The sequence below is a fragment of the Erwinia persicina genome (genome assembly GCF_019844095.1).
Taxonomy (GTDB): domain Bacteria; phylum Pseudomonadota; class Gammaproteobacteria; order Enterobacterales; family Enterobacteriaceae; genus Erwinia; species Erwinia persicina.
The window spans coordinates 409093-422197 of record NZ_CP082141.1 but is presented as its reverse complement, the minus strand read 5'-3'; the positions used below and the strand labels follow the sequence as shown (position 1 = coordinate 422197).

The window sequence follows — 13105 nt, the reverse complement described above, 5'->3', positions numbered from 1 at the left end:
TCCGCCACACAGGATGCTTTATGAAAAAGATGATGCTCTCTACGATGATTGCCGCCGCTACGCTGTTTAGCATTGCGAATCAGGCTCATGCAGGTACGACACTGGATGCCATTAAAAAGAAAGGGTTTGTGCAGTGTGGTATCAGTGACGGTTTGCCGGGTTTCTCGTATGCAGACTCTAACGGCAAGTTTACCGGCATCGATGTGGACGTCTGCCGTGCAGCGGCAGCGGCGGTATTTGGTGATGCTACGAAAGTGAAATATACCCCTCTGACCGCGAAAGAGCGTTTCACTGCGCTGCAGTCCGGTGAAGTCGATATTCTTTCACGTAATACCACCTGGACCTCCTCCCGCGATGGTGGCATGGGCTTCATCTTTGCCGGCGTAAACTATTATGACGGTATCGGCTTCCTGACCCACCAGAAGGCGGGCCTGAAAAGCGCTAAAGAGCTGGATGGGGCCACCGTCTGTATCCAGGCCGGTACCGATACTGAGCTGAACGTGGCGGACTACTTTAAAGCGAACAAAATGCAGTACACACCAGTCACTTTCGACCGCTCTGATGAGTCGGCTAAGGCGCTGGATACTGGCCGTTGTGATACGCTGGCTTCCGACCAGTCTCAGCTGTATGCGCTGAGAATCAAACTGGGTAAACCGAGCGAGTTTATCGTGCTGCCCGAAGTGATCTCGAAAGAGCCACTGGGGCCGGTTGTACGTCGCGGTGATGATGACTGGTACACCATTGTTAAGTGGTCGCTGTTCGCCATGCTGAACGCCGAAGAGATGGGCATTACCTCTAAAAACGTCGACCAGATGACGGCAAAACCCTCAACACCAGATATGGCTCATCTGCTGGGTGCAGAAGGCGACTTCGGCAAGGATCTGAAGCTGGATAACAAGTGGGCTTACAACATTATCAAACAGGTGGGCAACTATCAGGAGGTGTTTGACCGTAACGTCGGTAAAGACAGCCAGCTGAAAATTGCACGTGGTCAGAATGCACTGTGGAACCAGGGCGGTATTCAGTACGCGCCACCAGTACGTTAATTCCCTTGATTACAGGGTGCCGGTCTGCCGGCGCCCATGCCAGAATTTTCGTCACTGAGGTCTTACCATGTCTCAACGCCCAACCGTAAAAAGGGATTTTTCATTCAGTAATCCTGCGGTTCGCGCCTGGCTTTACCAGATCATTGCGATAGTCGCTGTGCTTGCCGTTGCGGGTTACCTGATACACAACACCATTATTAACCTGGCCAATCGGGGTATCACGTCCGGCTTTGGTTTCCTTGAACGTAGCGCTGGCTTTGGTATCGTCCAGCACCTGATTGATTACACTGAATCCGATACCTATGCGCGCGTGTTTCTGGTGGGGCTGACAAATACCCTGTTGGTTTCTGCGTTGTGTATCGTCTTTGCATCCTTCCTTGGCTTCTTTATCGGGCTGGCCCGCCTGTCTGACAACTGGCTACTGCGCAAGCTGTCCAACATCTATATTGAGACGTTCCGTAATATCCCCCCGTTGCTGCAGATCTTCTTCTGGTACTTTGCAGTACTACGCAACCTGCCGGGTCCACGCCAGGCACTGAACGCTTTCGACCTCGCCTATGTCAGTAACCGCGGGCTGTATATTCCGTGGCCTGAATATGTGGCGGGTACCGGGCCGTTTTTGACTGCCCTGGCGCTGGCGCTGGTCATCGCGTGGGGGATATTCCGCTACAACAGGCAGCATCAGTTGAAAACCGGTCAGCTGCGACGGACGTGGCCCATCGCCATCGCCATGCTGATCGTGTTTCCTCTGGTGACAGCACTGTTTGCAGGTAGCCCGATGCACTGGGATATTCCGGAGCTGCGTGGCTTCAATTTTCGCGGCGGTTTCGTACTGATCCCTGAGCTGGCGGCATTAACACTGGCACTGTCGATTTACACATCGTCATTTATTGCCGAAGTGATCCGTTCCGGTATCCAGTCTGTGCCCCACGGACAGCACGAGGCTGCGCGTTCTCTCGGTCTCCCTCACCCTGTCACCCTGCGCCAGGTGATCATCCCGCAGGCGATGCGGGTGATTATCCCGCCGCTGACCAGCCAGTATCTCAATATCGTTAAGAACTCCTCGCTGGCTGCTGCCATTGGCTATCCCGATATGGTGTCGCTGTTTGCCGGTACGGTGCTGAATCAGACCGGTCAGGCCATTGAAACCATTGCTATCACGATGGGTGTCTATCTCATTATCAGCCTGTCGATTTCGCTGTTAATGAACATCTACAACCGCAAAATCGCCCTTATTGAGCGCTAAGAGACGGACTATGACGATAAGCACGCATCAAACGCCGGCTGTCACCCCGAACACGCTATCGCGCGCCGTGCGATGGGCAAGAAAAAATCTGTTCTCCAGTCTCGGTAACACTCTGCTGACGCTGTTCTGTCTGTGGGTGATATGGGCCGTTATCCCTCCGGCGCTGAACTGGCTGGTGTTTCAGGCGAACTGGCTGGGTGAAACCCGTGCCGACTGTACAAAGGACGGCGCATGCTGGGTGTTTATTCATGCACGCTTTGGCCAGTTTATGTATGGGTTATATCCCCATGAGCTCCGCTGGCGCATCAACATGGCGCTGATCATTGGCCTGGTGTCAATTGTTCCGATGTTCCTGAAACGCCTGCCGCGCCGGGGAACCTATATCGCTGCCTGGGCGGTTATTTACCCGGTTGCCGTCTGGTTCCTGCTTTATGGTGGCTTCTTCGGGCTGGAGCGTGTCGAAACGCGCCAGTGGGGCGGACTGACCCTGACCCTGATCATAGCCTCAGTGGGTATTGCCGGGGCATTACCCCTCGGCATTCTGCTGGCGCTGGGGCGTCGCTCGCGCATGCCAGTCGTCCGCACGCTGTGCGTGCTGTTTATCGAGTTCTGGCGTGGCGTACCGTTGATCACCGTGCTGTTTATGTCATCGGTGATGTTGCCGCTGTTTATGGCAGAAGGCAGCTCCATCGATAAGCTTATCCGCGCGCTGGTCGGGGTCATCCTGTTCCAGTCGGCCTACGTGGCCGAAGTGGTGCGTGGTGGACTGCAGGCCCTGCCGAAGGGACAGTATGAAGCCGCCGAGTCGCTGGCACTGGGTTACTGGAAAACGCAGGGGCTGGTGATCCTGCCCCAGGCGTTGAAAATGGTGATCCCAGGCCTGGTTAACACCATCATTGCTCTGTTTAAAGACACCAGCCTGGTGATCATCATCGGCCTGTTTGACCTCTTTAGTAGTGTGCAGCAGGCCACCGTCGATCCCGCCTGGTTGGGCATGTCGACTGAGGGCTATGTATTCGCTGCACTGATCTACTGGATTTTCTGTTTCAGCATGTCGCGCTATAGCCAGTATCTGGAAAAGCGCTTTAACACCGGGCGTACGCCGCACTGAGGTTTAAAATGACGCAAATTATTACCCCATCTGACGACGCAATGATGATTACGCTCGAAAATGTGAATAAGTGGTACGGTCAGTTTCACGTCCTGAAAGACATTAACCTCAAGGTTAAGCCCCGTGAGCGTATTGTACTCTGCGGTCCGTCTGGTTCTGGGAAATCCACTACCATCCGCTGTATTAATCACCTTGAAGAGCACCAGCAGGGGCGTATTGTCGTCGACGGGACGCTTCTTAACGACGATCTGCGCAATATTGAACGCGTTCGTACCGAGGTGGGTATGGTCTTTCAGCACTTCAATCTTTTCCCTCACCTGAGCGTACTGCAGAACTGTACCCTGGCGCCGATCTGGGTACGTAAGACACCAAAGAAAGAAGCGGAAGAACTGGCAATGCATTACCTGGAACGCGTACGCATTGCTGAACATGCGCATAAATTCCCCGGCCAGCTCTCCGGTGGCCAGCAGCAGCGCGTGGCCATTGCGCGCTCGCTGTGTATGAAACCCAAAATTATGCTGTTCGATGAACCGACTTCTGCGCTCGACCCGGAAATGGTCAAAGAAGTGCTCGATACCATGATTGGCCTGGCAGAGGATGGTATGACCATGCTGTGCGTCACCCACGAAATGGGTTTTGCCCGAACCGTAGCAGACCGGGTGATCTTTATGGATCGCGGAGAGATCGTAGAAGAAGCGCCACCGCAGGAGTTCTTTGCCAACCCTAAGTCTGAACGCACCCGAGCGTTCCTGTCACAGGTTATCCACTAATATCCGTGACTGACAGCAGCAAAAAAGCCCCGGCCAGTCATGGCCGGGGCTTTTTTTTATATTCGTTTTTCAGGGTATTAACAGGCGCTGGTTCAGCGCTGGCAAAAAACAAAAAGAAAAAAGCCCCGCACTTTCGTACGGGGCTTTCGTCTTTATTTGATGCCTGGCAGTTCCCTACTCTCGCATGGGGAGACCCCACACTACCATCGGCGCTACGGCGTTTCACTTCTGAGTTCGGCATGGGGTCAGGTGGGACCACCGCGCTAAAGCCGCCAGGCAAATTCTTGATTTACCGAACTCACGCTTTATTACTGGTGCTGATACCCAGAGTCGAACTGGGGACCTCACCCTTACCAAGGGTGCGCTCTACCAACTGAGCCATATCAGCACACTTAATTTTTAAGGGCGACACGAATGTCGCCCTTAATGATTTGATGCCTGGCAGTTCCCTACTCTCGCATGGGGAGACCCCACACTACCATCGGCGCTACGGCGTTTCACTTCTGAGTTCGGCATGGGGTCAGGTGGGACCACCGCGCTAAAGCCGCCAGGCAAATTCTTTGTGCACGAAACGAATAATCTTTCGTTTCCGCTAATTCTTTATCCGGTACAGGCTGAAAATTGTTTTTGCGTCTCTCGAACGCCACGCCAGAACGCTTCTGGCGTTGTAAGGTTAAGCCTCACGGGTCATTAGTACCGGTTAGCTCAACGCATCGCTGCGCTTACACACCCGGCCTATCAACGTCGTAGTCTTCAACGTCCCTTCAGGGGGCTCAGGGCCCCAGGGAGAATTCATCTCGAGGCAAGTTTCGCGCTTAGATGCTTTCAGCGCTTATCTTTTCCGCACTTAGCTACCGGGCAATGCCATTGGCATGACAACCCGAACACCAGCGGTGCGTTCACTCCGGTCCTCTCGTACTAGGAGCAACCCCTCTCAATTCTCCAGCGCCCACGGCAGATAGGGACCGAACTGTCTCACGACGTTCTAAACCCAGCTCGCGTACCACTTTAAACGGCGAACAGCCGTACCCTTGGGACCTACTTCAGCCCCAGGATGTGATGAGCCGACATCGAGGTGCCAAACACCGCCGTCGATATGAACTCTTGGGCGGTATCAGCCTGTTATCCCCGGAGTACCTTTTATCCGTTGAGCGATGGCCCTTCCATTCAGAACCACCGGATCACTATGACCTGCTTTCGCACCTGCTCGAGCCGTCACTCTCGCAGTCAAGCTAGCTTATGCCATTGCACTAACCTCACGATGTCCGACCGTGATTAGCTAACCTTCGTGCTCCTCCGTTACTCTTTAGGAGGAGACCGCCCCAGTCAAACTACCCACCAGACACTGTCCCCACGCCGGATTACGGCGCCAGGTTAGAACATCAAACGTTAAAGGGTGGTATTTCAAGGTTGGCTCCACGCAGACTGGCGTCCACGCTTCAAAGCCTCCCACCTATCCTACACATCAAGGCTCAATGTTCAGTGTCAAGCTGTAGTAAAGGTTCACGGGGTCTTTCCGTCTTGCCGCGGGTACACTGCATCTTCACAGCGAGTTCAATTTCACTGAGTCTCGGGTGGAGACAGCCTGGCCATCATTACGCCATTCGTGCAGGTCGGAACTTACCCGACAAGGAATTTCGCTACCTTAGGACCGTTATAGTTACGGCCGCCGTTTACCGGGGCTTCGATCAAGAGCTTCTCCTTGCGGATAACCCCATCAATTAACCTTCCGGCACCGGGCAGGCGTCACACCGTATACGTCCACTTTCGTGTTTGCACAGTGCTGTGTTTTTAATAAACAGTTGCAGCCAGCTGGTATCTTCGACTGCCTTCAGCTCCGTCCGCGAGGGACTTCACCTGGTGGCAGCGTGCCTTCTCCCGAAGTTACGGCACCATTTTGCCTAGTTCCTTCACCCGAGTTCTCTCAAGCGCCTTGGTATTCTCTACCTGACCACCTGTGTCGGTTTGGGGTACGATTCGATGTTACCTGATGCTTAGAGGCTTTTCCTGGAAGCAGGGCATTTGTTACTTCAGCACCGTAGTGCCTCGTCATCACGCCTCAGCCTTATAGAGTTCCGGATTTGCCTGGAACTCAAGCCTACACGCTTAAACCGGGACAACCGTCGCCCGGCTAACATAGCCTTCTCCGTCCCCCCTTCGCAGTAACACCGAGTACAGGAATATTAACCTGTTTCCCATCGACTACGCCTTTCGGCCTCGCCTTAGGGGTCGACTCACCCTGCCCCGATTAACGTTGGACAGGAACCCTTGGTCTTCCGGCGAGCGGGCTTTTCACCCGCTTTATCGTTACTTATGTCAGCATTCGCACTTCTGATACCTCCAGCAGACCTCACAGTCCACCTTCGACGGCTTACAGAACGCTCCCCTACCCAACAATACTTGCGTATCGCTGCCGCAGCTTCGGTGCATGGTTTAGCCCCGTTACATCTTCCGCGCAGGCCGACTCGACCAGTGAGCTATTACGCTTTCTTTAAATGATGGCTGCTTCTAAGCCAACATCCTGGCTGTCTGTGCCTTCCCACATCGTTTCCCACTTAACCATGACTTTGGGACCTTAGCTGGCGGTCTGGGTTGTTTCCCTCTTCACGACGGACGTTAGCACCCGCCGTGTGTCTCCCGTGATAACATTCTTCGGTATTCGCAGTTTGCATCGGGTTGGTAAGCCGGGATGGCCCCCTAGCCGAAACAGTGCTCTACCCCCGAAGATGAGTTCACGAGGCGCTACCTAAATAGCTTTCGGGGAGAACCAGCTATCTCCCGGTTTGATTGGCCTTTCACCCCCAGCCACAAGTCATCCGCTAATTTTTCAACATTAGTCGGTTCGGTCCTCCAGTTAGTGTTACCCAACCTTCAACCTGCCCATGGCTAGATCACCGGGTTTCGGGTCTATACCCTGCAACTTAACGCCCAGTTAAGACTCGGTTTCCCTTCGGCTCCCCTATACGGTTAACCTTGCTACAGAATATAAGTCGCTGACCCATTATACAAAAGGTACGCAGTCACCTAACAAGTAGGCTCCCACTGCTTGTACGTACACGGTTTCAGGTTCTGTTTCACTCCCCTCGCCGGGGTTCTTTTCGCCTTTCCCTCACGGTACTGGTTCACTATCGGTCAGTCAGGAGTATTTAGCCTTGGAGGATGGTCCCCCATATTCAGACAGGATGTCACGTGTCCCGCCCTACTCATCGAACTCACAGCAGGTGCATTTTTGTGTACGGGAGTATCACCCTGTACCCTGCGACTTTCCAGACGCTTCCACTAATGCACAAACTGATTCAGGTTCTGGGCTGTTCCCCGTTCGCTCGCCGCTACTGGGGAATCTCGGTTGATTTCTTTTCCTCGGGGTACTTAGATGTTTCAGTTCCCCCGGTTCGCCTCATGCCACTATGTATTCATGACATGATAGTGTGACGTATCACACTGGGTTTCCCCATTCGGGTATCGTCGGTTGTTGCGGTTCATATCACCTTACCGACGCTTATCGCAGATTAGCACGCCCTTCATCGCCTCTGACTGCCTAGGCATCCACCGTGTACGCTTAGTCGCTTAACCTCACAACCCACAAGCGTCCCATACGGAACACGTGTTGTCGTTGCGAGCATTTGAGAGACTCGAACATATCGTAGATTTCATTCTTATTACGGAGAATGAAAACGACATGTCGTTTCAATTTTCAGCTTGTTCCGGATTGTTAAAGAGCATAATACTTCGCAGCATACTGTTAGCCAGTACACTCTGAAGTATTTTATTAGAAAAACAGTATGGTGGAGCTAAGCGGGATCGAACCGCTGACCTCCTGCGTGCAAGGCAGGCGCTCTCCCAGCTGAGCTATAGCCCCATACAGTCTTACAGAAACCTTTTACTACCATTACATTCCAGAAAGGAGATGTAATTTTTACTCAGGCAAGGCGTGTTTTCGCGACGCATAGTTCACTATGCGAGCCGTAAACATAACGCAGCATGAGTGAAAATTTGGTAGGCCTGAGTGGACTTGAACCACCGACCTCACCCTTATCAGGGGTGCGCTCTAACCACCTGAGCTACAAGCCTGTAGAGGTTTTTCTGCTCGTTACTTTTTTATCAGACAATCTGTGTGGACACTGCGCGGGAAGGTATCTTCAGGTAAGGAGGTGATCCAACCGCAGGTTCCCCTACGGTTACCTTGTTACGACTTCACCCCAGTCATGAATCACAAAGTGGTAAGCGCCCTCCCGAAGGTTAAGCTACCTACTTCTTTTGCAACCCACTCCCATGGTGTGACGGGCGGTGTGTACAAGGCCCGGGAACGTATTCACCGTAGCATTCTGATCTACGATTACTAGCGATTCCGACTTCACGGAGTCGAGTTGCAGACTCCGATCCGGACTACGACGCACTTTATGAGGTCCGCTTGCTCTCGCGAGGTCGCTTCTCTTTGTATGCGCCATTGTAGCACGTGTGTAGCCCTGGCCGTAAGGGCCATGATGACTTGACGTCATCCCCACCTTCCTCCGGTTTATCACCGGCAGTCTCCTTTGAGTTCCCACCATTACGTGCTGGCAACAAAGGATAAGGGTTGCGCTCGTTGCGGGACTTAACCCAACATTTCACAACACGAGCTGACGACAGCCATGCAGCACCTGTCTCACGGTTCCCGAAGGCACTAAGGCATCTCTGCCAAATTCCGTGGATGTCAAGGCCAGGTAAGGTTCTTCGCGTTGCATCGAATTAAACCACATGCTCCACCGCTTGTGCGGGCCCCCGTCAATTCATTTGAGTTTTAACCTTGCGGCCGTACTCCCCAGGCGGTCGACTTAACGCGTTAGCTCCGGAAGCCACGCCTCAAGGGCACAACCTCCAAGTCGACATCGTTTACGGCGTGGACTACCAGGGTATCTAATCCTGTTTGCTCCCCACGCTTTCGCACCTGAGCGTCAGTCTTTGTCCAGGGGGCCGCCTTCGCCACCGGTATTCCTCCAGATCTCTACGCATTTCACCGCTACACCTGGAATTCTACCCCCTCTACAAGACTCTAGCCTGCCAGTTTCGAATGCAGTTCCCAGGTTGAGCCCGGGGATTTCACATCCGACTTGACAGACCGCCTGCGTGCGCTTTACGCCCAGTAATTCCGATTAACGCTTGCACCCTCCGTATTACCGCGGCTGCTGGCACGGAGTTAGCCGGTGCTTCTTCTGCGGGTAACGTCAATCGACGAAGTTATTAACTTCATCGCCTTCCTCCCCACTGAAAGTACTTTACAACCCGAAGGCCTTCTTCATACACGCGGCATGGCTGCATCAGGCTTGCGCCCATTGTGCAATATTCCCCACTGCTGCCTCCCGTAGGAGTCTGGACCGTGTCTCAGTTCCAGTGTGGCTGGTCATCCTCTCAGACCAGCTAGGGATCGTCGCCTAGGTGAGCCGTTACCCCACCTACTAGCTAATCCCATCTGGGCACATCCGATGGTGTGAGGCCCGAAGGTCCCCCACTTTGGTCCGAAGACGTTATGCGGTATTAGCTACCGTTTCCAGTAGTTATCCCCCTCCATCGGGCAGTTTCCCAGACATTACTCACCCGTCCGCCACTCGTCACCCGAGAGCAAGCTCTCTGTGCTACCGTTCGACTTGCATGTGTTAGGCCTGCCGCCAGCGTTCAATCTGAGCCATGATCAAACTCTTCAATTAAAAGTTCGATTTGCTGCAACAAGTGCAGCGATGCTCAAGTGTAAAACGTCATAATGAATTTCATTATGTGTTCACTCTTAAGACTTGATATTTTTTGTCACCCGGAGGTGACTGATATCAATCCTGCGAGTGCCCACACAGATTGTCTGATAAATTGTTAAAGAGCGTTGCGAACAGTGCCGGAGCTTCCTGTCGCGAGGTGGCGTATATTACGCTTTCCTCCTTCGGAGTCAACTTCTTTTTGAGAAGTTTTTCCGGCGGTTCAGATACTTCCTGAACCTCCTGAGCCGCTGGCCTGTAAGCCGTTGTGCCGTCTCAGTGGTTGCGCATTATAGGGATCCGAATTTATTGCACAAGCCTTTTTTGGATCTTTCTTTTTAGTTGCTGGGTTTTCACTCTTATCGTTGAGATCTCAGACGATCCGCACAAAATTAGCGCGTTTTTTGCCGCGATCATTGATCAATTACCGGCCTGGCATCAGGCTGGAAGGATCTTATCAACAATGAGGTCATGATGAGCCACAACATACGTACCTATAAAGGAGTGCGCCCCCAACTGGGTGAGCGTGTAATGATTGATTCCACCAGCGTCGTCATTGGCAATGTCGTTCTGGCGGATGATGTCGGTGTCTGGCCCCTGGTGGTTATCCGTGGAGATGTTAACCACGTCTCCATCGGTAAACGGACTAACATCCAGGACGGCAGCGTGCTGCATCTGACTCACAAGTCCACCACTAATCCGCAAGGCCATCCACTGAGCATCGGCGAGGATGTTACTGTCGGACATAAGGCCATGCTGCACGGCTGCACCATTGGCAATCGGGTACTGGTCGGTATGGGGGCGATTCTGCTGGATGGTGTCGTCGTCGAAGATGACGTGATGATTGGTGCCGGTAGCCTGGTCTCTCCGGGCAAACGACTGGAGAGCGGCTTTCTCTATCTGGGAAGCCCGGCGAAAAAAATCAGACCGCTGACGAAAGAAGAGACTGACGGCCTGCTTTATTCTGCCAGTAACTATGTGGGCTGGAAAAATGATTACCTGTCAGAAGAGAGCCAGAACCAGCCCTGAGCATCTTCATCCTGCTGCCTGATCGCACGCTCGGCATCATCTTCCAGTTCCCAGCGGTTCAGACGGAAGCAGCTAAGGGGATCACCTTCTGTAGCAAAGCGGCGAAGTAAAACTTCGCCGCCAATAGCGCAAACACACTGAAAGCCATCCACCAGCGCGGTAAAGCACACCGCTCGCGCTGCATCATCCCACCATTCTCTTTCGGGAAACTGAATCGACTGGTTCACTCACTCATCTCGGCTTTCAACACAGCAATAACGGGCGTGATGTCCGGCATAACACCGTGCCACAACATAAAGGCATGGGCAGCCTGCCCCACCAGCATACCGAGGCCATCCGCCATCTGAGTCGCACCCTGCTGACGACACCACCGCAGGAAAGGCGTCTCACCTGCCTGATAGAACATGTCATAGCAACGGGTCTGTGCATTGATCAGTGAAGCCGGCAGATCAGGAACACTGCCTGCAACGCCGCTGGAGGTCGCATTGATGACCAGATCAAAAGGCATAGTGGTGAGTTCATCACGGGTGACAGCCCTGACGTCACCATGCCGATGAAACAACGTCTCCAGCTCTGCAGCTTTCGCATAAGTGCGGTTAGTGATCGCAATGCGGCTATCAGTAGAGAGTAAAGGGAGGATCACACCGCGGGCCGCCCCGCCTGCCCCGATCAGCAGGATCCGATCGCCGGGTTCGATCAACTGCAGACGTTGCAGATCGCTTAGCAGCCCGATACCGTCGGTGTTATCGCCCAGCAGGCGGCCATCATCCAGCTTCTTCAGCGTATTGACCGCACCCGCCAACGCCGCACGTTCACTTAATTCACTGGCCAGCGTGTAAGCCTGCTGCTTAAAAGGCAGCGTTACATTTGCGCCTTTTCCTTCTGCGGCAAAAAACGCCCCTACCGCTTGCTCAAAAGCGTCCACTGGCGCACAAAAACGTGTATAGGGATGTAGCAGCCCGGTCTGTTCAGCAAACAGTTGATGAATACGCGGTGATTTACTGTGATGAATTGGATTACCAAAGACGACAAACGACATAGTGTTCTCTTTTACCCCTGGCGAATAAGCTCACCGGTTAATACATCACGAATTTCTGATGGATTCAGGCGGCCACCGGTTTCCCCATGAAGCACAGGAAAATCGCTCCCGAACTGCGCCAGGACTTCTGCGATGTTACGGCAGGGTGGCAGCCCCGTCAGATTGGCACTGGTGGACACCAGCGGCTTACCGAGACCGTTACAGAGTGCCGCGACGTCAGGATGGTCGCTGACGCGCACCGCCAGCGAAGAAAAACGCCCTGTCAGCCAGGCCGGTGTCGTTGCTCTTGATGGCAATACCCAGGTCACCGGTCCCGGCCAGCGGGAAAACATGCGATGTTTCTGCTCAACAGAAAGTTGTTCGTCTGCAATATAGGGGAGCAGTTGCTGATAGTCAGAGGCAATCAGGATCAGCCCTTTCTCTACCGGACGACGTTTCAACGCCAGCAGCTTCATTACGGCGCTTTCACTGTCTGGATCGCACCCCAGACCAAATACGGCTTCAGTGGGATAAGCTATTACTGCAGACTGACGTAACTGACTCATGCACCGCGCTAGCGAATCATCCACGGATTTCATCTTCACTACCATTCTCAGACGTTACAGGTTTGCCACAGGCTTTACTGGCGCAGAAACGCTTTGCACCTCTGGCGGTTTTCTTTTCAATAAGTAGCGGAAACTGGCAAAACTCACAGACGCCTTCAACCGGAGTAAAATTCACCGCAAACTGACATTCCGGGTAGCGATCGCAGGCATGGAAGGTTTTACCGTAGCGCGAGCGGCGCTGTACCAGCCTCCCCCCCTGGCACTGTGGGCAGGCGAGTGTGGTTTCATCCGGCTTATCGATGGTTTCTGTGTGGTCGCATTCGGGATAATCACCGCAGGCGATAAACATGCCATAACGCCCCTGACGCAGCACCAGAGCGGCACCGCATTTCGGGCACAACTGGCCATCAAGCACTTTAACAATGTGCCCGTCAGCCTGACCTTTTAGTGGACGAATATAGTCACACTCGGGATAAAGCGAACACCCAAGGAAAGCACCGTGCTTCCCGGAGCGAATAACCAGGTCTGCCCCACACTGGGGGCAGGATTCATTTTTTCGCACAGCGAAAAGCGCTGTTTTATTCATAACATTGTGT

The 13105-nt window shown here is 53.4% G+C and carries 9 protein-coding genes, 3 tRNA genes and 4 rRNA genes; 5 read left to right on the top strand and 11 right to left on the bottom strand.

What is annotated here, in order from left to right; genetic code table 11:
- Positions 1-20: 20 nt before the first annotated feature.
- From K6L24_RS01955 to K6L24_RS01940, 4 genes are all read left to right on the top strand, one after another.
- Entirely contained in the window at positions 21-1046 is a 1026-nt protein-coding gene (locus K6L24_RS01955; protein WP_062744525.1) for an amino acid ABC transporter substrate-binding protein, read from the top strand.
- Between the two features lie 67 nt (positions 1047-1113).
- The gene (locus K6L24_RS01950; RefSeq protein WP_118665385.1) at positions 1114-2292 is read left to right on the top strand and encodes an amino acid ABC transporter permease; all 1179 of its coding nucleotides are present in this window, start codon (positions 1114-1116) and stop codon (positions 2290-2292) included.
- Positions 2293-2302: 10 nt separating this feature from the next.
- On the top strand, positions 2303-3403 hold the full coding sequence (locus tag K6L24_RS01945) for an amino acid ABC transporter permease (protein ID WP_062744527.1): 1101 nt from the start codon (positions 2303-2305) through the stop codon (positions 3401-3403).
- A gap of 8 nt (positions 3404-3411) precedes the next feature.
- Entirely contained in the window at positions 3412-4173 is a 762-nt protein-coding gene (locus K6L24_RS01940) for an amino acid ABC transporter ATP-binding protein (RefSeq protein ID WP_062744528.1), read from the top strand.
- Positions 4174-4334: 161 nt separating this feature from the next.
- On the opposite strand, the gene rrf (K6L24_RS01935) is transcribed toward K6L24_RS01940, so the two are convergent.
- The 7 genes from rrf (K6L24_RS01935) to K6L24_RS01905 form a co-directional block, all read right to left on the bottom strand.
- Positions 4335-4450: ribosomal RNA gene (gene rrf / locus K6L24_RS01935) — 5S ribosomal RNA — on the bottom strand.
- A gap of 35 nt (positions 4451-4485) precedes the next feature.
- Positions 4486-4561, bottom strand: a tRNA-Thr gene (locus K6L24_RS01930).
- Positions 4562-4609: 48 nt separating this feature from the next.
- Positions 4610-4725 (bottom strand): 5S ribosomal RNA (gene rrf / locus K6L24_RS01925).
- A 117-nt stretch (positions 4726-4842) separates the two neighbouring features.
- A 23S ribosomal RNA gene (locus tag K6L24_RS01920) occupies positions 4843-7746 on the bottom strand.
- Positions 7747-7956: 210 nt separating this feature from the next.
- Positions 7957-8032 (bottom strand) — tRNA-Ala (locus K6L24_RS01915).
- A gap of 135 nt (positions 8033-8167) precedes the next feature.
- Positions 8168-8244, bottom strand: a tRNA-Ile gene (locus K6L24_RS01910).
- 73 nt (positions 8245-8317) lie between these two features.
- Positions 8318-9857 (bottom strand): 16S ribosomal RNA (locus K6L24_RS01905).
- The 16S, 23S and 5S rRNA genes sit together here with 3 tRNA genes alongside, the layout of an rRNA operon.
- Before the next feature lie 513 nt (positions 9858-10370).
- Here K6L24_RS01905 and K6L24_RS01900 point away from each other — a divergent pair.
- Positions 10371-10925: a gamma carbonic anhydrase family protein gene (locus K6L24_RS01900; protein WP_222681891.1), complete on the top strand. Its 555-nt coding sequence runs from the start codon at positions 10371-10373 to the stop codon at positions 10923-10925.
- On the opposite strand, the gene K6L24_RS01895 is transcribed toward K6L24_RS01900, so the two are convergent.
- From K6L24_RS01895 to K6L24_RS01880, 4 genes are read right to left on the bottom strand one after another with little or no spacing between them, the layout of a single operon-like run.
- The gene (locus K6L24_RS01895) at positions 10892-11152 is read right to left on the bottom strand and encodes a DUF1488 family protein (RefSeq protein WP_222681890.1); all 261 of its coding nucleotides are present in this window, start codon (positions 11150-11152) and stop codon (positions 10892-10894) included. The genes K6L24_RS01900 and K6L24_RS01895 overlap by 34 nt on opposite strands.
- Entirely contained in the window at positions 11149-11964 is an 816-nt protein-coding gene (gene aroE, locus K6L24_RS01890) for a shikimate dehydrogenase (protein WP_062749305.1), read from the bottom strand. The genes K6L24_RS01895 and aroE overlap by 4 nt, the downstream gene beginning before the upstream one ends.
- Before the next feature lie 11 nt (positions 11965-11975).
- Positions 11976-12542: an L-threonylcarbamoyladenylate synthase type 1 TsaC gene (tsaC, locus tag K6L24_RS01885; protein WP_118665381.1), complete on the bottom strand. Its 567-nt coding sequence runs from the start codon at positions 12540-12542 to the stop codon at positions 11976-11978.
- A complete protein-coding gene (locus tag K6L24_RS01880; RefSeq protein ID WP_062749309.1) occupies positions 12526-13095 on the bottom strand; it encodes a DNA topoisomerase family protein in 570 nt (189 codons plus the stop codon). The genes tsaC and K6L24_RS01880 overlap by 17 nt, the downstream gene beginning before the upstream one ends.
- Between the last annotated feature and the right edge of the window lie 10 nt (positions 13096-13105).

Coding starts and splice junctions, on each gene's coding strand:
- K6L24_RS01955 (WP_062744525.1), top strand. CDS start 21: ATGAAAAAGATGATGCTCTCTACGATGATTGCCGCCGCTACGCTGTTT.
- K6L24_RS01950 (WP_118665385.1), top strand. CDS start 1,114: ATGTCTCAACGCCCAACCGTAAAAAGGGATTTTTCATTCAGTAATCCT.
- K6L24_RS01945 (WP_062744527.1), top strand. CDS start 2,303: ATGACGATAAGCACGCATCAAACGCCGGCTGTCACCCCGAACACGCTA.
- K6L24_RS01940 (WP_062744528.1), top strand. CDS start 3,412: ATGACGCAAATTATTACCCCATCTGACGACGCAATGATGATTACGCTC.
- K6L24_RS01900 (WP_222681891.1), top strand. CDS start 10,371: ATGAGCCACAACATACGTACCTATAAAGGAGTGCGCCCCCAACTGGGT.
- aroE (WP_062749305.1), bottom strand. CDS start 11,964: ATGTCGTTTGTCGTCTTTGGTAATCCAATTCATCACAGTAAATCACCG.
- tsaC (WP_118665381.1), bottom strand. CDS start 12,542: ATGAAATCCGTGGATGATTCGCTAGCGCGGTGCATGAGTCAGTTACGT.
- K6L24_RS01880 (WP_062749309.1), bottom strand. CDS start 13,095: ATGAATAAAACAGCGCTTTTCGCTGTGCGAAAAAATGAATCCTGCCCC.